The organism is Aliivibrio fischeri (assembly GCA_038993745.2).
In the GTDB taxonomy this organism is placed as follows: domain Bacteria; phylum Pseudomonadota; class Gammaproteobacteria; order Enterobacterales; family Vibrionaceae; genus Aliivibrio; species Aliivibrio fischeri_B.
Genome location: CP160630.1, coordinates 749774 through 769694, shown reverse-complemented (window position 1 = coordinate 769694; position 19921 = coordinate 749774). Strand labels below are relative to the sequence as shown.

At 38.8% G+C, this 19921-nt stretch carries 11 protein-coding genes and 5 pseudogenes; 9 read left to right on the top strand and 7 right to left on the bottom strand.

The window, feature by feature from the left end:
• Window positions 1-128: 128 nt before the first annotated feature.
• A pseudogene (locus AAFX60_017640) lies at window positions 129-427 on the top strand (PTS fructose transporter subunit IIB).
• Window positions 427-1212 (top strand): PTS sugar transporter subunit IIA, encoded by a 786-nt coding sequence (locus AAFX60_017635; GenBank protein ID XDF79005.1) that lies wholly within the window; start codon window positions 427-429, stop codon window positions 1210-1212. The pseudogene AAFX60_017640 and the gene AAFX60_017635 overlap by 1 nt, the downstream one beginning before the upstream one ends.
• Window positions 1213-1328: 116 nt before the next feature.
• Here the strand turns inward: AAFX60_017635 and manA are convergent.
• Window positions 1329-2524, bottom strand: a pseudogene (gene manA, locus AAFX60_017630) (mannose-6-phosphate isomerase, class I).
• Between the two features lie 71 nt (window positions 2525-2595).
• Window positions 2596-4497 carry a fructose-specific PTS transporter subunit EIIC gene (locus tag AAFX60_017625; GenBank protein ID XDF79004.1) on the bottom strand — a complete coding sequence of 634 codons (1902 nt, stop codon included), beginning with the start codon at window positions 4495-4497 and terminating at the stop codon, window positions 2596-2598.
• Window positions 4498-4797: 300 nt separating this feature from the next.
• Here AAFX60_017625 and AAFX60_017620 point away from each other — a divergent pair, with 300 nt between their 5' ends.
• Window positions 4798-5655 carry an AraC family transcriptional regulator gene (locus AAFX60_017620; protein ID XDF79003.1) on the top strand — a complete coding sequence of 286 codons (858 nt, stop codon included), beginning with the start codon at window positions 4798-4800 and terminating at the stop codon, window positions 5653-5655.
• An 81-nt stretch (window positions 5656-5736) separates the two neighbouring features.
• On the top strand, window positions 5737-6609 hold the full coding sequence (locus AAFX60_017615; protein XDF79002.1) for a DMT family transporter: 873 nt from the start codon (window positions 5737-5739) through the stop codon (window positions 6607-6609).
• Window positions 6610-6697: 88 nt separating this feature from the next.
• On the opposite strand, the gene AAFX60_017610 is transcribed toward AAFX60_017615, so the two are convergent.
• The 3 genes and pseudogenes from AAFX60_017610 to gcvH all read right to left on the bottom strand — a co-directional run bounded on the left by AAFX60_017610 (window position 6698) and on the right by gcvH (window position 12414).
• Window positions 6698-8731, bottom strand: a complete 2034-nt coding sequence (locus tag AAFX60_017610; protein ID XDF79001.1) for an EAL domain-containing protein — start codon at window positions 8729-8731, stop codon at window positions 6698-6700.
• 412 nt (window positions 8732-9143) lie between these two features.
• Window positions 9144-12010, bottom strand: a pseudogene (gcvP, locus tag AAFX60_017605) (aminomethyl-transferring glycine dehydrogenase).
• Between the two features lie 23 nt (window positions 12011-12033).
• A complete protein-coding gene (gcvH, locus tag AAFX60_017600; GenBank protein ID XDF79000.1) occupies window positions 12034-12414 on the bottom strand; it encodes a glycine cleavage system protein GcvH in 381 nt (126 codons plus the stop codon).
• A gap of 315 nt (window positions 12415-12729) precedes the next feature.
• On the opposite strand from gcvH, the gene AAFX60_017595 reads away from it, so the two are divergent.
• From AAFX60_017595 to AAFX60_017585, 3 genes and pseudogenes are all read left to right on the top strand, one after another.
• A complete protein-coding gene (locus tag AAFX60_017595; GenBank protein ID XDF80154.1) occupies window positions 12730-13338 on the top strand; it encodes an XRE family transcriptional regulator in 609 nt (202 codons plus the stop codon).
• Window positions 13339-13403: 65 nt separating this feature from the next.
• Window positions 13404-14521, top strand: a pseudogene (gcvT, locus tag AAFX60_017590) (glycine cleavage system aminomethyltransferase GcvT).
• Between the two features lie 414 nt (window positions 14522-14935).
• Complete coding sequence (locus tag AAFX60_017585; GenBank protein ID XDF78999.1) at window positions 14936-15619, top strand: MaoC family dehydratase; 684 nt, start codon at window positions 14936-14938, stop codon at window positions 15617-15619.
• Window positions 15620-15721: 102 nt separating this feature from the next.
• Here AAFX60_017585 and AAFX60_017580 read toward each other — a convergent pair.
• Window positions 15722-16617, bottom strand: a pseudogene (locus tag AAFX60_017580) (chemotaxis protein).
• A gap of 140 nt (window positions 16618-16757) precedes the next feature.
• Between AAFX60_017580 and ppiC the strand changes: the two are divergent.
• On the top strand, window positions 16758-17036 hold the full coding sequence (ppiC, locus tag AAFX60_017575; protein ID XDF78998.1) for a peptidylprolyl isomerase PpiC: 279 nt from the start codon (window positions 16758-16760) through the stop codon (window positions 17034-17036).
• A gap of 76 nt (window positions 17037-17112) precedes the next feature.
• On the opposite strand, the gene AAFX60_017570 is transcribed toward ppiC, so the two are convergent.
• Window positions 17113-18417 (bottom strand): inosine/guanosine kinase, encoded by a 1305-nt coding sequence (locus tag AAFX60_017570; protein XDF78997.1) that lies wholly within the window; start codon window positions 18415-18417, stop codon window positions 17113-17115.
• Window positions 18418-18877: 460 nt separating this feature from the next.
• Between AAFX60_017570 and AAFX60_017565 the strand changes: the two genes are divergently transcribed.
• The gene (locus AAFX60_017565) at window positions 18878-19921 is read left to right on the top strand and encodes a GMP reductase (GenBank protein ID XDF78996.1); all 1044 of its coding nucleotides are present in this window, start codon (window positions 18878-18880) and stop codon (window positions 19919-19921) included.

Here is a 19921-nt window from a genome sequence, read left to right as displayed (position 1 = left end):
ATTTACTAGATTATTGTAACCTAATTAGTAAAGTGTGAGTTTCATCCTTATTCATTTATATAAAGCAATTTATCATAAATAACAGATATATATCGAACATTTAAATTGTAATAAGAAAAGAGTTAATAATGAAAATTGTAGCAGTTACCGCTTGCCCTACAGGAATCGCACATACTTATATGGCTGCGGATGTATTGAAAAAAGCGGCAGCAAAGTTAGGTGTCTCAATTAAAGTGGAAACACAAGGTGCAATGGGGTAGAAAATGTACTGACACCCGTTGATATCGTCAGTGCAGATTTGGTTATTATTGCATCGGATATCGAGATTGAAGATAAAAACCGTTTTTTAGGAATTAATTCAAAACAATTCCCAATTGAAACCATATTAACGGATGTTGAAGGTATACTGAAAAAACACCTTTTCTAATGGAGCTTAATACTATCGATTACCGAATTACTTTTTTTGTAAAAGATCAGGGCTTGCCACCTCAAGTTGCAAGTCAATTAACCCGTCTTGCTAAAAAGTTTAAGAGTTTGGTTTATATCGATAATATTACTCAAAATAGAAGCACAAACGCTGAAAGTTCATTGGGATTACTTCAAGTCGGTTTGTGTCCTGGTGATTTTTGTCAATTAATCACCGTGGGTATGGATGCGGAGTGGGCCAATTTTGTTTTAACGGATTTATTGTCGTCGACGTTTGATTTTGTTGCTTCAGATAAATTGTGTGATTTCTCAGAAACTATTACCAATACTTACCCTCAATTAACCCCTCAGTGTGAGGTGGATTTCCACTACGTAAAAGCGCAAGCCGTGCTGTCAAAGTTTGAAATCCTAAAAGGTTTATCTCAACTTATTTATCCAAAAGAATCTGATGAGCTATTGCTTGCATTGATAAAGCGTGAAGAGCGTTCATCGACAGCAATGGCAAAACAGATCGCGCTACCACATGTTATTTCCCCTTATGTAGAAAAACCGACAATCGCCATTATTCGCAGTGATTACCCAGTTGATTGGGCATCCAAGATGGGTGATGTGAATGTCATTATTGCTTTGGTGCTTCCTGAAAAGCCAACCAAAGAGATGATCATGGCTGCAACGTATTTAACGCGAAGTTTATTATCTGAGGATTTCAGTCAAAGATTGGTACACACAAGGCAGCCTAAAGGACTTCAAGCTTTAATCTTATATGCAATGTGTCAATTATTGTAACGACAATAATGAATATTGCGGGCATAAAAAAGCTGACTTAACGACAACGCTAAGCCAGCATTCTGCTAGACCCTAGACCCTAGACCCTAGACCCTAGACCCTAGACCCTAGACCCTTTAATTATACGCTCTCGCTACGTTACCACTGCTGGTTAACGAGTAACGTTTTGCATAAGCTGGAACAAAAACAGAGTGTCCTTTTGCTACTGTTACCGAATCACCATTTTCGTGAGTTAAAGTTAAATCACTATCAATAGCGAATAAGATCTCTGCGCTGTTGGTTTCTAGCGTTAACGCATCTGTTGCGGTAAATACTGAGAATTTAAAGTCATTAACAGGGATAGGGTAGCTCATACCACCATCAACCGTATTTGGTTGAGTAAGTAATGATGAAAGAGGTTGGCTTACAAACTCAGTGCAAGACATTAATTCATCAATATCCATGTATTTAGGTGTTAACCCTGCACGTAATACGTTGTCAGAGTTTGCCATGATTTCTAACCCTGTTCCATGAATATAAGCGTGCGGTGTACATGCGCTTAGGAACATAGCTTCTCCCGGTTTTAATGTAATAACATTAAGCATAAGTGGAGCAAATAAACCCACGTCATTCGGTATTGAATCGCAAGATCTTGAAGCAGTACAAATAGCTCATCAGTGCTGCTTGATGCGTAATCAAGTAACTCAGCAACAGCACGCTCTTTGGTTTCATTTTCTAAAGAAAGAATCGCTTTAAAGAAACGTTGTAAACCGTTTGAATTTGGTTCTTGAGCTAATTCATGAACATAAGATGCGATAGTTGGAAGCTGCATTGCAGAGAACAAAGAGACGATTTCTTGATAATCTCTAAAGCCGTTCATCGCTTTATAGTCAGTTAATGCGTAAACCAATTCAGGTTTATGGTTGTTATCTTTGTAGTTACGATTGAAAGCCGTTAGGGCAATGCCTGTTTTTTCTTCTTTTTCAAACCCATCAACCGCTTGTTGTTTATTTGGGTGAACTTGAATAGAAAGGGCTTTTTCTGCTGCTAGTACTTTAAAAAGGTACGGTAATTCACCAAAGGCATCAGCTGTTGTTTTTGATAAAAAAGCCTCTTTATCTTGATTGATTAAATCAGATAGAAGAATAGAGTCGCCATTAACAGTAACCGCAGAACAACCATTAGGATGAGCACCCATCCAAAGTTCAGCTTGAGGTTTACCTGTGTTGTTTTTTATATCAAATAAGGCTTCGATTGAAGTGTGACTTCCCCAAGCATAATCTTGAATTACGTTGGTCATTGGGTAAAAAGTTTGAGGTTTTAATGCGTTCATAATGTACTCGTCATAAAACTAGAAAGACACTATCAACGACAGGGGGATTGTCGTCAATAGTGTCAGAGCAATTAAGCAGCTACAGGAGCAGAATTTTTGTTCTGGCGCATCTTTTTAAGTGATACACAAACTAGAGCAGTCACAACAGTACCTGCTGCCATACATGCAATTGCTAGTACTGGTTTGTTCATTGCACCAAGAAGCGCAACAACTGGACCACCGTGAGCAACACTGTTTGTAATACCAAATGAGAAAGCCATTACTGCAGCAGTGATTGAACCAAGCATGTTCGCAGGGATAACAGACAGTGGATCTTGAGCTGCAAATGGAATCGCACCTTCAGAGATACCTACTAAGCCCATTGCACCAGCCGCTTTACCCGCTTCGGTTTCAGATTCTTCAAAGATATTGAATTTACGACCAATAACGGTTGCTAAAGACATACCTAGTGGAGCAACAGGAATCGCACACGCCATTGCACCCATAAATTGAGTTTGACCACTTGCAATCATACCTACAGAGAATAGGAAGGCTACTTTGTTGAATGGACCACCCATATCAAAGCCTGCCATACCACCCAGTACGATACCAAGTAATACAACGTTACCTGTACTCATTGTAGTAAGCAGCGCAGTTAATGAATCCATTAAGCTTGCGATTGGCGCACCAATAACAAAGATAAACAGACCTGAGATAAATAGAGAGCCTGCAATAGGAGCAATCATAATAGGAACAAGCGGTTGAATAAATTTGTTGTAGTTAATGTTAGCAACAAATTTAACGAAGTAACCCACTAATAAACCAGCGATGATAGCACCAATGAAACCAGTACCTGCTTCGGCACCGTAGAATGAACCATTGTTTGCAATCCAACCGCCAATCAAGCCAGGAGCCAGAGCAGGGCGATCAGCAATAGCGTAAGCAATGTAACCGGCTAAAACAGGGATCATTAAAGTAAAGGCAACCACACCAACATCAAGCACTTTATTCCATAGGCTACCAGGAGGAATTGCCATTCCACTTTCTGTTGGTTGACCACCAAGCGCTAGAGCCAGTGCGATCAATAGACCACCAGTAACAACGAATGGGATCATGTGAGATACGCCATTCATTAGGTAACGGTATAGATCAGAACGAGTTTGTGATGCTTTGTCTTTTGTTTCAGACGATACATTAGAGTTATCAGCCACAAAAGGTGGTTGAGAAAGTGATTGAGTAATTAACCCTTTCGCATCTTTAATTGGCGCTTTTACGCCAGTTTGAATTAATTTCTTACCAGCAAAACGATTCAGATCCACTTGCTTATCACAAGCCACGATGATCGCTTCTGCTTTTTCGATTTCTTCGGCTGTTGGGCTATTTTTAACACCAATAGAGCCATTGGTTTCTACTTTGATTTGATAACCTAATTCAGCAGCACCTTTCTCAAGCGCTTCAGATGCAAGGTAAGTATGTGCAATACCTGCAGGGCAACCTGTAACGCCAATCAAGAACCCTTTATTCGCTTCAACAGCTTCTGCTTCGTCAGTTTTTTGAAGCAGTAATTCAAGTGCCATTTTTGAAGAAGTCGTGTTTAAGAATTTCTCAATAAAGCCGTCTTCGATTAACTTAGATGATAGTTCTGCAAGTACTTCAATGTGGTGATCTGCACCATTTGCTGGTGAGGCGATCATGAAGAATAGGCGAGATGGAAGACCATCTTCAGCACCGTATTCGATGCCTTCTTTGCTAACACCAATCATTACAGCAGGAGAAATAACCGCCGCACTTTTAGCATGAGGAAGGGCAACGCCTTCTTCAAATCCGGTATTTCCTAACTCTTCACGAGCGTAGATATCCGCTAAAAATTGTTGTTTATCACTGATACGGCCTTGTTGGAACAAGTGTTCAGCCATTTCAGAAAAAACGTCGTCTTTAGTTTGAGCTTTCAGGTTTAAACAAATGAGTTGTTCATTGATTAAGTCAGTAATCATGAAATATTCCCTGTTAATGATGGGTTACTTATGTAGGGACAGTTTGAATGGAATAAGGGCTTTGTGTAAGTGTGCGAGAAAGACATTTACTGGATTATTGTAACATCTGTCAGCAAGTGTGATTCAGCTCTTATTTTTATAAAACGAAATATCTATAATATACAAGTCAAAAAAATATTTAATAAATAAAGAGTTACATGATTGTTTAGTGTGTTTCTCATTGTGATTTTTATCAATAGTAATCATGCACTTGATTATTAAAGTGGATAAAAATGCGGTTATTTTCGTAAAGTGGTTATCATGGATTTAGTATTTAATACCGTTTTAGAGGCCTTGTTGGCTGAGAGAGAAAGCTTTAATCAGATCTGGTTTGCTGGAGATAAAGTAACGCCTCCTGCATGTTGTTATCAGGTAAACTTTCCTCGTCTAGAATTGGTGATTAGTGGTGAATACCGAAACCAAATAGAAGATCCCGAATTTGGTATTACTGAAGTTAAAGTCATGGCTGGTGACGCCTTGTATATCCCACCGAACTGCTGGAATAAGCCAGATTGGAGTGAGGATTGCTCTGTACTTAGTTTGCTCTTTGGTCGCAGACAAGTCGGCTTTAGCTTAGTGAGTAAGCGTAAAGGGGAGGAGGGGTTTTACGACGTACAAAAGTACAGTATTCAGACTCGCACAGGTCATGCAATTGATAATATTTTAGAAGCACTAAATGCGTTAGCCCGCGAACCAAATAAAAAACAGATCGACGAATATCTGCTTCTTGCTTTACTCAGTTACAGTAAATCCATGCTAGGTGAGCCAAGTGAAGCGGTGTCACCTAAAAAGCGTAGTGAGGACCTGTATCAAGGTATCTGCATTTATATTCAAGAGAACTTCCATAAAAGCATAGATAGAACCACGATTGCGAATCGTTTTAATATTTCACCAAACCATTTATCGCGTATGTTTAGACAACAAGGACATATGACATTGGCTGATTATATAACATGGGTGAGAATTGAACGCGCTAAGTTTATGCTAAAGAAATACACCTTCCGTTTAACTGAGGTAGCAACACGTTGTGGCTTTCAAGATGTGAACTATTTTTATCGTGTATTTAAGAATAAAACCAGTTATACCCCTTCTGATTATAGAGCAATGGTAAAAGTATAAAATAATCACTCACAACGACTATCTATAGAGGCTCACTTATGTATCATGTGAAGAAAGGAAGTGATTCATAAAGGATGATGTGTGAGTTGGGTATTATTTACGTTACTTGCAGCGTTTAGCCAATCATGGCGGAATGCGTTTCAAAGTCGATTAAGTAAAGAATTGAACGTGACAGGTGTGACACTGTCACGATTTTTGTGGGCCGGTCCATTAGCAGCAATATATCTGTGGCTTCTTTATTACTTTGAGCCTGTTAATTTACCAAGCTTTACGGCTTATTCGTATTTTTTCATTATTGGCGCATCAGTAATGCAGATCATCGCCACAGGCTTGATGGTGGTATTGTTTAAACAGAAAAACTTTGCCATTGGAGCCGGACTCGCAAAGAGTGAAGCTCCTGTGTCTGCTTTTCTTGGTGTTTTATTCTTTGGCACGTCTTTATCATTATTTGGCTGGTTAGGGGTGGCAATAGGCGCGGTTGCTGTCTTCTTATTAAGTTGTCCTGATGGCCTTCGTAGTATTTCATTCAAAACGGCAATCATAGGTTTGGCGTGCAGTACCTGTTTTGCGTTAACGTCATTGTGGATAAGAGAGGCGAGTTTAACCTTATCACTGCCATTTCCACATCGTGCTGCTTGGGTTTTATTCTTGGTGATTTTATTTCAAACTATTGCGCTTGTTTCTTATCTTTTAATCAGGGATTTCAATACACTTAAGGCGATGTTTATAAAGCCTAAATTGGTTGTTATGACCAGTATAGCTAGCTTTATAGGATCACTTGGTTGGTTTAGTGCCATGTCATTACAAACGGTGCCATTAGTAAAAACCTTGGGCCAAGTTGAAGTTTTTTTTACTATGTTGATTTCTTTCTTTTGGTTAAAAGAGGGGATAAAAAGAAAAGATATATTAGCGTTGATATTGATAGCAATCGCTGCTGTGTTAGTTATGTGGTAGTAAAAGGGACTATGAGGAATAGCCCTTTACTCTACAATCAAAAACTCTAACGCAGTTATCAAGTCTTTTAACCAGCTAAAATGACTCGTTATTTATTACGATTGGTATCAATCTGATCGTTGCGCTTTATTAATTTTAGCGCTTCAGAAAGCGGTTGTGGTCTTGCAATCAAAAAGCCTTGTACTTTATCAACACCACACTCGGCAACAAATTTAAATTCATCTTCTGTTTCAACACCTTCTGCTACCACTTCACAATTTGCTACATCACCCATTTGAGCGATTAATTGGTATAACTGTTTACCTTTGGTTGTAGAAGCATCTAATAACAAAGAGCGGTCTAACTTAATTTTATCAAATGGGTATTTTAGTAGATGTGGGAACGAAGCATAACCGGTTCCAAAATCATCCATAGCGATTTTAATTCCATGGGACTTTAAGATCTCTAATGTACTCAGCAGATTATGGTTATCACTTAAAATAGCTTCTTCTGTTATCTCAATTTCTAGCCAATGTGGTGGAATTGAAAAGAACTTTAGACGATCGATTACGTGTTCTGCAAAACCATGTTCTTCAATGGAAGCGACAGAAATATTGATAGCAACACGTCGGTCTTCGTTGAGATCCATTTTCTGCATATCAGTTAAGACTTTATCAATAACCAATTTATCCAGTGTTGGCATCATATTAAGCAGTTGGAAATCGCTAATAAAGGTAGGCGGGCATAAATTGCCTTCACGATCTTGATAGCGTAATAATGCCTCAAAAGAGATAACGTCTTTTTCAATAACAGACTGAAGTAATTGATAATGCATTACAAAGCCATTTTCGTGCAGCATTCGTGATAAGCGTTGCTGGGTTGAAGAATGCTTTAAGCTCGTCGCTGCTGAGCTTCTAACGTTATCTAATAGGCTTTTAAAAATAGACTGTTCTATATTCGTATTACTCAGTACCGCAGGGTGATTGAGTGCGTATTTCCCTGCAAATGCAAGATAAAAAGGACGATATACAAAAATACCTACAATGATAATAACAAGCTGTAATATTGAACCTTCTATGCTTTCTCCCATTGCAACATAACCACTAAATAATGGTGGAGTCATCCAGTTAACGATATTAACGACTGGAGATATTGCCCCTGAAAAGATAGCTAAATAAGTAATTAAAAAACTGATTAATGGTAACGCAACAAATGGGACGATCAGTAATGGATTAAAGATGATTGGTAAGCCAAACAGCAAAACCTCATTGATATTAAACATGACTAGTGGGAAGGCTGCGAGAGCCAACATAATATGATTTTTTTCTTTTGAAAATAGAAGAATACAAAGCAATAAACTGATGGAGTTCCCAGAGCCACCCATTGACATAAACGCATCATAAAATCCTTGGTTTATGATATTTAACGTTGCTTCTCCTGCTGCCCAATCCGCCATATTTTGTTGAGTTTCAGAATAGATGGTCTGTTTAACGGCAAATAACATGTTGTGGCCATTAATGCCAATCGCGCCTAATAACCCAAGAATGGTTTGATAGATTAGCCCACCAGTAAAGGTTAAAGGGTCAGCACTCATGTTGCCGATTAAGGCCGTCATGTAATTAATGACTTTCATCATCAATTTAGACAATAAAAAGGCGGCACTAATAAAAGTAAAAAAGTGAAATACGTGCTTAAACAAACGAGAAGAAAAATCCAAAGCCTGTGGTTCTAGTTGCTGTAGATTAAAGCGAGTGCAATACATGAATGTGATCAGAGCACTTAAGAGAGCAAGTAGTGGATTATTCGGAAAATAGAAAGGCGTAGATAAACTTCCGTTCTCTATTGAAAGCAGATAAAACAGAGCTAAAGCGTAGATGATAAACGTTGCGCTACTAAAGGTCGTTTTATGCGATAAGTAATACCCTGCAATAACACAAAAAGAGAGTGGGTAGATGTTAATTAATAAATTCGATAAATGAAAAAGGAGATTTGAAAGTTCTTTAAATTCAAAAAAGTTAAATAAATGCCCGAGTAGAACAGCGGTTGCGTTCGATAACGTTAGAGGTAAAAGAAGTAATGCAATTGCGGATAAATCATAAACGTAAGAGCGTGATGAAGACTGCGAATTTTTACGTTTAAACACAGAGGTTAACCCTGATAGCGCACTACTAACAAAATTAAGATTTAAAGCTATTTTCAAATGAGAAATTCCAATAATTGATTACATTGTCGAGATATTGAAAAGGCCCGTAAGCTAACGGTTTCAACAATGATAAATCATGCTATCAATAGATAAATTGTATGTAACATCTTAATAAACAAGCATAAAAAAGCGATGGATTCTGACATACAGGTTACCATCTTGCTAGTATTAATTTGTGCTCATTATCATTATTTTTAAAAATAAAATCTTTTGTTTATAAATTAGTGAGTTACATCATGATTACGGTTATTTCACCGTAACAAAAGGAAAAGGAATTATTCATTTTTTAGATAAAAAAATAGACAAACATATGCTTGTCTATTTTATATAGATAGGTTGTTAGTGGTGAGTGTTACTCTTCGTAATTCTCAATGCTTGGGCATGAACAGATTAAATTACGATCACCATACACATTGTCTACACGGTTGACGGTAGGCCAGTACTTAGAATCTTTTGATTGTGATGATGGGAAGCATGCTACTTCACGAGTATATGGATGTTCCCAGCTATCAGACATCAAATCGACTTGTGTGTGTGGTGCATTAACCAGTGGGTTGTTGTCTAATGGCCATTCACCTTGTTCAACCTTATTCATCTCTTCACGAATCGCGATCATCGCGTCACAGAAACGATCCAGTTCAGCTAGGTCTTCAGATTCCGTTGGCTCAACCATTAAGGTTCCAGCAACTGGGAATGACATGGTTGGAGCATGGAAACCAAAGTCCATTAATCGTTTTGCAATGTCTTCTTCACTGATGCCTGTCGTCTCTTTTAATGGACGAATATCAATAATACATTCGTGTGCAATACGACCATTGGTACCACGGTATAACACAGGGTAGTGAGGGCGTAGACGTTCCATTACGTAGTTGGCATTTAATATCGCCATTTTTGTCGCTTCAGTCAGACCCATTTCACCCATCATAGCAATGTATGCCCATGATATTGGTAAGATAGAGGCACTGCCTAAATCCGCAGCTGAAACAGCATAATCCGTTCCTTGAACGCCGTTTTCAGTGTGACCCGGAAGGAAAGGCGCAAGGTGTGATTTAACCCCAATAGGACCCATACCTGGACCACCACCACCGTGTGGAATACAGAAAGTTTTGTGTAGGTTTAAGTGAGATACATCTGAGCCGATGAAACCTGGGCTTGTTAAACCAACTTGCGCATTCATATTGGCACCATCAAGATACACTTGACCACCAGCTGCATGTACCATATCGCACACTTCACGTACTTGCTCTTCATATACGCCATGCGTAGAAGGGTAAGTGATCATGATGCTTGATAGATTCTCTTGATGCTTTTCAATTTTCTCAGCTAAATCGATCATATCGATATTGCCGTTTTCATCGCATTTAACTACGACAACTTTCATCGATACCATAGATGCAGTGGCAGGGTTAGTACCGTGTGCAGAGCTTGGGATCAAGCAAACATTACGGTGAGCGTCACCACGGCTCTCATGGTAACGCTGAATCGCAATTAGACCTGCGTATTCACCAGAAGCGCCCGAGTTTGGCTGCAATGAAAATTCATCATAACCTGTGATTTCACATAACATGGATTTTAGAGATGTTGCTAGTGTTGTATAACCCGCAGCTTGGTTTAGTGGTGCGAATGGGTGAATACCACCAAACTCTGGCCATGTAACAGGCAGCATTTCTGCAACGGCGTTTAATTTCATGGTACAAGAGCCTAGTGGGATCATGCCATGAGTTAAAGAGAAGTCTTTGTTTTCCAGTTTTTTCAAATAACGTAGCATTTGTGTTTCACTATGGTATGTATTAAATACTGGATGAGTTAAGAAGGAAGACGTTCGTTGACAATGTTTAGGTATGGCAGCAAATTCATCTTTCTCTACTTCTGCAGATAAGGTTTCACATTCCGCATTATCGATACCAAATACCGCTAATAGAGTAACCAGATCCGAAACCGTAGTTGTTTCATCAAAACTGATCCCTAATTTCGTATCAAATTTGCGAAGGTTAATACTTGAAGCCAACGCTTTAGTGTACAAAATATCTGTTTGCTGTTCAGTCTTAACCGTTAAGGTATCAAAGAAATGTTGATGCTCTAGTTCAAAACCTGCTGTTTGTAATGCTTTTGCCACAATAGCCGTAAAGTGGTGGACACGACGAGCAATGGTTTTCAACCCTTCTGGACCATGATATACGGCATAAAAAGAAGCCATGTTCGCCAGTAATGCTTGAGCGGTACAAATATTCGATGTCGCTTTCTCACGTCGAATATGCTGCTCACGAGTTTGCATTGCCATACGAAGTGCTTGATTGCCTTTTGAATCAATAGAGACACCAATGACACGGCCCGGCATTGAGCGTTTTAATTTTTCACGTGTCGCCATAAATGCGGCGTGAGGGCCACCGTACCCCATTGGCACACCGAAGCGCTGCGCACTACCAATCGCAATATCTGCCCCCATCTCACCAACAGGTTTAAGTAGCACAGACGCTAACAGATCGGTTGCAACAACAACGAGTGTTTTTTTGGTGTGAGCTTGAGAAATAAGATCAGTAAGATCTTTTACTTCACCAGTTGTTCCCGGGTATTGCAGTAGGGCACCAAACACATCATGAGAATCAAGATTTGATTCATTATCAACAACGACATCAAAACCGATGAACTTTGCACGAGTTTTAATAACCGCTAATGTTTGTGGGTGAACATCATCAGCAACGAAGAAAATAGTGCTTTTGCTTTTTCCGCCGCGCTTACATAGGGTCATAGCTTCTGCTGCTGCTGTTGCTTCATCAAGCAGGGAAGCGTTAGCAATCTCAAGTCCGGTTAAATCCATCACCATTTGTTGATAGTTTAATAACGCTTCTAAGCGACCTTGAGAAATTTCAGGTTGGTAAGGAGTATAAGCGGTATACCACCCGGGTTTTCCAGAACATTACGTAAGATTACATTAGGTGTATGAGTGTTGTAATACCCTTGACCGATATAACTGGTATTGAGTGTATTTTGTTGAGCGATCTGTTTTAACTCAGCAAGCATGGCATTTTCTGATAGACCATGAGGGAGTTGCATTGGCTGAGGTAAACGAATTGAGCTTGGAACGGTCTCTTCAATTAATTGTTGTAACGTTTCAGCACCAATAGTGTTGAGCATATGCTGATGTTCAGAAGAAGCAGGTCCATTATGGCGACGGATAAACTCATTATCCGTGCCTAATTGTTGAAGAAGCTGACTCATTATCTTAATCCTTTTTATGATTTTTATTCTTCGTCTAGGCTTTCAAGATAGGTGTCACTTGGGATAAGACTCTCTAGCTCAGATGAGTCAGAAAGCTTAATGCGAGCAATCCAACCGCTTTCGTATGGTTCTTCGTTTACCAGCTCTGGACTGTCTTCTAGCTCTTCATTGATTTCAACAATCACACCAGTAACTGGAGAATAAATATCAGATGCGGCTTTTACTGATTCAACTAAAGAGAATCCTTCACCGGCAGTTACTTCGTCATCCACTTCAGGTAAGTCCACAAAAACAACGTCACCAAGTAGACGTTGAGCGTGATCAGAGATACCAACCGTTACTGTGCCATCGCCATTGTCACGTACCCATTCGTGGCTTGTTGTGAATTTAAGATCTTTTTCCATGATACTTCTCCAGATTGAATTGCATTAAGCAAATAGCATTAAGCGAAATTGTATTAAATAAAACCAAATAGAGTGTTATTTGTATTAATAACAGCCATCACATTACATTCGATAAACATACAAGTGTGAAATGCAACATTCAACGATGAAGTTTCCAATAAGAAACTTTGTTTCCTTTTTTGCTACCTAGCGCACTATTTAGACATTGTTGTTTCCTTTTATCTCGCAATTTTCTCCAGTAAAGTGAATATTAATAGCGCAATTTGAATGATTAATGAGCACAAGGAGCGCTATGTGAGCGCAGAAAAAATAAACATGCAGGAAGCAAAAATCGTTAAAGTTGAGAAAAATAACGAAGAGCAACCGATTGCTCCACTTGATCTTGGGCAAAGATTAAAAGATATACGGATTCAACTCGGTTTAACGCTGGAAGAGGCGAGTAAAAGGACGGGGTTAGCACGCTCAACCTTATCAAAAATAGAAAACGAGCAAATATCACCAACATTTCAAGCATTGCAAAAGTTAGCGACAGGCTTGGATATTGATATCCCACAAATTTTTGAACCGCCTAAAACAAAAGGGGCGGCAGGTAGACGTGATATTACTTTAGCTGAGCAAGGTAAACCTCACCCAACGGCGACGTATGAACATGAGTTACTTGCCACTCAATTATCTAATAAAAAAATGGTGCCTTTTAAAAGTCGAATTCGAGCTAGAGATTTTGATGCGTATGCAGAATGGGTTCGTCACGATGGTGAAGAGTTTTTATTAGTTCTTGAGGGGGAAGTATGTTTTTACAGTGAATTTTATGAACCAGTAAATTTGATGGTTGGAGATAGCGTTTATTACGACGCAAGTATGGGACACGTATTAATATCAATCAGTAAAGAAGATGCTCAAATTCTTTGGGTGACAGCAAAATAGAAACATAGCTCAACACTTTTTATAACGACAAATTCAGCCATACATCGGCAAATGGAGATAGAAGAATGTCAGAACAATTACATAAAACGGCACTTTACGAAATTCATGTAGCAGCTGGCGCAAAGATGGTGCCATTTGCAGGATATGAAATGCCAGTGCAGTATCCACTAGGTGTAAAAAAAGAGCACCTTCATACTCGTAATGCCGCTGGTTTATTTGATGTATCGCACATGGGACAACTTAGACTTAAAGGAAAAAATGCAGCCGCGGCATTAGAAGCTTTGGTTCCTGTAGATATTATCGATCTCCCTTCTCACAAACAGCGATATGCATTTTTTACTAATGATAATGGCGGCATTATGGATGATTTGATGGTAGCCAACTTTGGTGATCATCTGTTTGTCGTAGTAAATGCAGCGTGTAAAGAACAAGATATTGCGCACTTAGTAGCTAATTTACCTACTGATGTTGAAATAGAAGTTATTGAAGATCGAGCTTTATTGGCTCTTCAAGGTCCACAAGCTGCCGACGTATTGTCACGACTTCAACCTTCAGTTTCTAATATGTTATTTATGGATACGGCAGTAGTAGAGATCAGTGGCATTGAATGTTATATCAGCCGCTCTGGTTATACTGGAGAGGATGGATATGAAATATCAGTACCAAATGATAAAGCAGCAGAATTAGCAGAGACTTTAACCTCATTTGAAGAAGTGGAGTGGATAGGTTTAGGTGCTCGTGACTCATTACGCTTAGAATGTGGTTTGTGTCTGTATGGACATGATTTAGATACGACAACGACACCAGTAGAAGCTAGTCTTTTATGGGCAATAAGTAAAAACCGTCGTGCTGATGGTGAACGTGCCGCTGGTTTCCCAGGTGCTGATGTTATTTTAAAGCAGATTGAAACAAAAGATGTAAATCGAAAACGTGTCGGTCTTGTTGGGCAAACTAAAGCGCCTGTGCGTGAAGGATGTAAGCTTTATGATGCGGATGATAATGAAATTGGCATTGTAACGAGTGGTACAGCGGGCCAACAGCAGGGAAGCCTGTATCAATGGCATATGTACGAACCGATCTCGCGAGCCTTGGCACTGAAGTATTTGCTGATGTAAGAGGAAAGAAACTTCCAATGACGGTTAAGAAGATGCCATTTGTTCCTCAGCGTTATTATCGCGGATAGCTCACTTATCAATCAAAGTTAACAAGCATACGAGCCTCTATTATTAAATAGAGGCTTTTTTGTTTTATAGAAATTTGAAATATATACCGTAAAAATATTTATACAATTTATCAAAAATGAGAGTGAAAACTCAATATTAGTATGAAAGAGACACTAAAATAGACTTTAATTTAGTGTGTATTTAGGTGTTTATTTAAGTCGTTTTTGCAAAAAAATGAGCATTACTTCTCATTATTAATTTTTTTTGAACAGTGTTCATTATCGATAATGGTCTGTTTTAAAACAATAAAGTGCATTATAGCGAACAAGTGTAAGCTAGGAATTAATTTGCAAAAAAACGTGATGTGTAACACAATTACGGAATCTGGCTATTAAGCATTGTTTTTACGATTAGATATCAAATAAGGTTTCTCTATGAAGGTTGTCGATTTTCTAAAGCATAAGCGTGAATATCTTGCGAAACATCCGTTCGAGTTGAAAGACTGGATGTCACCAACCATTTATGATTACTGGATTGAGTTTTTAAATAAAGCCAACAATATTCACATTATTTCGTGGGTTAAAGAACATAAGCGTGCTGCAAATGGACAGTCGCAAGAAGTTGTTCAACCTGAGCCAATTGAAATGAACTTAGAAACACAAAACGTTTTTGAAGAGCTAACTGCTCGTTTAGGTGAAGAAATTCATGTAGGTGATTGGTCACTAATGGATCAAGAGCGAATTAACAGTTTTGGTGCAGTGACGGAGGATCCGCAGTGGATTCATACCGATCCTGAGAGAGCAGCGGCAGAATCACCTTTTAAAACCACTATCGCACACGGCTTTCTTACACTTTCTATGTTGTCAAAACTAACAGATAACGTTGGTAGTGATAACTTACTGTTCCCAACAGCAAAAATGACTGTTAACTACGGTTTAAATAAAGTGCGTTTTCCATATCCAGTTAAAGCGGGTAAGCGTATTCGAGCAAGAAGTACACTGATGTCAGTGACACCAATAAAGCGTGGCTTAGAGATTGAGACAGAAGTTAAAGTTGAAATCGAAAAGTGTCGCCGCCCTGGGTGTGTAGCCGTATCGGTAATTCGTCTGTACTTTTAATTCTTTAATTTTAAGTAATAAACAAAAATATAAAAAAACCGCATTATCCTAGGGTAATGCGGTTTTTTGCATGTGTAAGTTATTTTTGTATGCGCAGGTTAATTAAGCCGCTCGGTTGTTGTGGTTTGCACCACGAAGCATTGCTTGAACTAATTCCGTTGCTTCAAATTTTGTTAGGGCTTCGTGAGCACCGACTTGGTGTGCTTGCTCTACACAGATCTCACTTGAAAGTGAGGTATGAAGAATGACATAAGCATCTTTTAATCGATTGTCATTTTGAATCTCAAAAGCCAATTCGTATCCATCTAATCCCGGCATTTCAATATCACTAACAACGATATTATATGGTTTACCTTCATCAGATGCTTTTTTAGTATTTCATAAGCATCTAAACCGTTTGTTGCAACATCATAAGGGATATTAATACTGTCGAGTGCAGTTGAAAGCTGTTTACGTGCAACAAAAGAGTCATCAACTAATAGTATGTTTAGCGGTTTTAGTTTCTCCCTCTCAACGTCCGCCAAGATAGGATATAAATTAGAAGTATCTTCTGGATAGATTTTTGATAGTAACAGCTCAACATCGAGTAATTGAACGATTTTATCTTCAACTCGTGTAATACCAGTAACAAAAACATTAGAACCAGCGGTTGGTGGAGAGGCTTCAATTGCTTTCCAATCACATTCTATTATTTTATCGATAGATCTGATTGCGAACCCAACAACAGTACGCATGCAATCAGTGATGATAATATAACAGCTATCAAGTTCTTCTTTTTGTAATGGACGAAATCCAACCGCTGCTGCCATATCAATAATTGGTATCGCCATATTTCTTATGGTTGCGGTACCTAAAACATGATGATGAGAATAGGGGATAGATGTGAGAGGCTGGAAAGGTACGATCTCACGAACTTTCAAGGTGCCAATAGCAAACCTTTGGTTTAGTGTGAGTTTGAATAGCAGCATACCTTGCGATTGATTCGCCTTGCTTTTCATAAGTGATAGCCTTTTAGATTTTACTTTTATAAATGAGATTGTAGTTTTTTTGAGACGGTTTTTAAAGGTGAGACTATCAATTATGGTGACATAAACGATATAATTACGCTAAATCGTTATTTAAATAAATTGAGGCATTCATGGCGAATACTGCAGCGGCTCTACATATTCTTGTTAAGCATAAAGAACAAGCAGAAGATATTATCCAACAGCTTAAAAAAGGCGCTAAATTTCACGTACTAGCAAAGAAATATTCAAGCTGTCCTTCTGGTAAAAGAGGCGGTGACTTAGGTGAATTCAAGAAAGGTCAAATGGTACCTCAGTTTGATAAAGTGTGTTTTAGCGGCGAAACTTTAGTTCCACATTTAGTAAAAACAAAGTTCGGTTGGCATGTTGTTAAGGTTCTATACCGCACTTAATTAAAATTGAATTATAAATACAAAAAATCCGACGTTTAACCGTCGGATTTTTTTATGAACCAGATGCTAATAGGACTTAACGCTCCCAGTAAGCTTCTTCTAAACAATCTTCACGTTCAGGCATTGATTTAGATAAACGTGGAGAGTGTTGAGTTAATACTTCGTAACTTGCACGGTTAGAGTATTTACAAATTTGAGAGAAAGAAGAATAGGTCAAATACTCTGCGTCATGTTTGCTTGAATTTGGTACATTTTCTTTATGATAATAGTTCGCTGCCATATCATGTAAAAGAGCAGATAATGCGGCATCACCAGCACCATTCGTATTTTTGATCTCAACAGGGCCACCCATATACGGTGCAATGTGAGAAGATACTTTAATTGGTTTTTTACATAGTGCTTTAACCATCGGACGACTGTATTCAAAGCGGTTAAACTCAGGAATGTTACCAGGAAGAAGTGGTTTGCTTGTTTCACGCTTAATACTTTCTTCTGTGAAACCAGCCATGTATAGGCCGATAGGGCCAGCGGTACAAAGTACTAAGTCAACCCATTCTAAAGCTTTATCTGCCGCTAGTAGAGGATCTTTTTCACCAGTTAATGCTTCTGCTTCCTCTTCATTCATCGCAACAACAGTTACGTTTTCTTTCAAGAAAGTTTGCCACCATTCTGCTTTGCCTTCGATAACGTATTTAGTACCTAAAGTAAGAACGACAGGAACGTTATGAGATTTTGCACAATCGATAGCTTTACGCACTGCATCCATCATAGGATCACCTTCTTTACCACGAACAAGGTAAGAAGAAATCACTAATGCTGATGCTTTTTCGAAAATATGCTCTGGAACATGAGTAGGGCACAGTTGGTTCATGTCGCCTTCATTGATCGCAAACGTACGTTCACCATCTTCAGAAATTAACGTGTAACAACGGCCAATAGGACCTTGAACTGGTTGCAGGTAGTCTAAGTCCATACGGCTTGTTGTGTTACATAAGTAACGGTAAGCGTAAGAACCAATTTTGATATCTTCACTCATAACACCTAAAAGAATAGATTTGCTATCAGCAAGGACAGAATAGTTATGAAGTGTATTACCAATAGTATCGCCAGGATACTCATGACTGATCAAGTTTCTTTCAAATAGTTCTTTATATAAAGCTTCTGCTTTTGATTCTTCAAGAACTAATGAATGACCTTTACTTAATTGATGACGGTTTAGAAAGTCATCGTCTACTTTTGCTTCGATATCTACGATTGTTTGACCAACACCGATAAGATGAGTGCGTTCAAGTTTAGGCGTTTGGTTGATTTGATTCACTAGAGGATCGCGAGTGTGAACTGGAAAATAGTGTTTAGACTTACGTTGGCCAGGAAACTTCATGTATTAAAGATCAGTTAATGAGTGAATTTTCCGTAAGTATATCACATTAAATTCGATATCTATTCATGAAAATAGTAAAAAAATGAGAAGTTGATCAAGTCAGCCTTTGGCTAGGAATAGCAAACGTTTACTTTTGGACATTAAATTACGTATCTTAGCTAATTCTACTTTTTTATAAAACTCTAGGAGGGTGATGATTTGCAGGGTAATAATCTAAATTTTAGTGCGGAGTAGTGAAATTAACTATTTCGTGGTTTTTGTTTGCACTTTAATCGATGATATCACAAAAAAAATTGAATTATCAGACTTGCTAAAAAGGTTTCTGGGCCTATAATACTGAAAACCGGAGCGCCTGCCAGCGCCCCGGTTTTTTTGTGCCTGCTATCTTGGTTTGTTAACTGCCTTCTGCCAAAGGCAACAAGAGATAGTAGAGCCTTATCGATAAGACGAGGAATTTATCATGCGTATCGAACAAGAATTAAAGTTAGGCTTCAAAGATGTACTGTTTCGTCCTAAGCGTTCAACGCTGAAAAGTCGCTCTCAGGTTGAATTAACCCGCGATTTTACATTCAAACATAGCGGACGTCAATGGTCTGGTACACCTGTAATTGCAGCTAACATGGATTCTGTAGGTAGCTTTGCAATGGCGAAAGCATTATCTGAGCATGGTGTAATGACGGCTGTACATAAGCACTACACTGTTGCTGATTGGGCTGAGTTTATTAAAGAGAACGATGCTTCTGTTCTTAAAAACGCAATGGTTTCTACTGGTACTTCAGAAGCTGATTTCCAAAAAACTAAAGACATCATGGCATTAACTGATGATTTAATCTTTATTTGTATTGATATCGCGAATGGTTACTCTGAACACCTAGTTCAATATGTTGAAAAAGTGCGTGCTGAATTCCCTGATAAAGTGATTTCTGCGGGTAACGTTGTAACTGGTGATATGGTTGAAGAGCTTATCCTTGCTGGTGCAGATATTGTTAAAGTAGGTATTGGCCCAGGCTCTGTATGTACTACACGTGTTAAAACAGGTGTTGGTTACCCACAACTTTCTGCAATTATCGAATGTGCTGATGCTGCTCACGGTCTTGGTGGTCGTATCATCGGTGATGGCGGTTGTTCGTGTGCTGGTGACGTTTCTAAAGCGTTCGGCGGCGGTGCTGATTTCGTCATGCTTGGTGGTATGCTAGCTGGTCACGAAGAGTCAGGCGGTGAAGTTATCGAACAAGATGGTAAGACGTTCATGAAGTTCTACGGAATGTCTTCACAAAGTGCGATGGACAAGCACTCTGGTGGTGTTGCTAAGTACCGTGCTGCTGAAGGTAAAACTGTTCTATTACCATTCCGTGGTTCAGTTCATAATACGATTTCTGACATCCTTGGTGGTGTACGTTCAACTTGTACATACGTAGGCGCAGCAAAGCTTAAAGAGCTAACTAAGCGTACTACTTTCATCCGAGTACAAGAGCAAGAGAACAACGTTTTCGGTAAAGAGTGA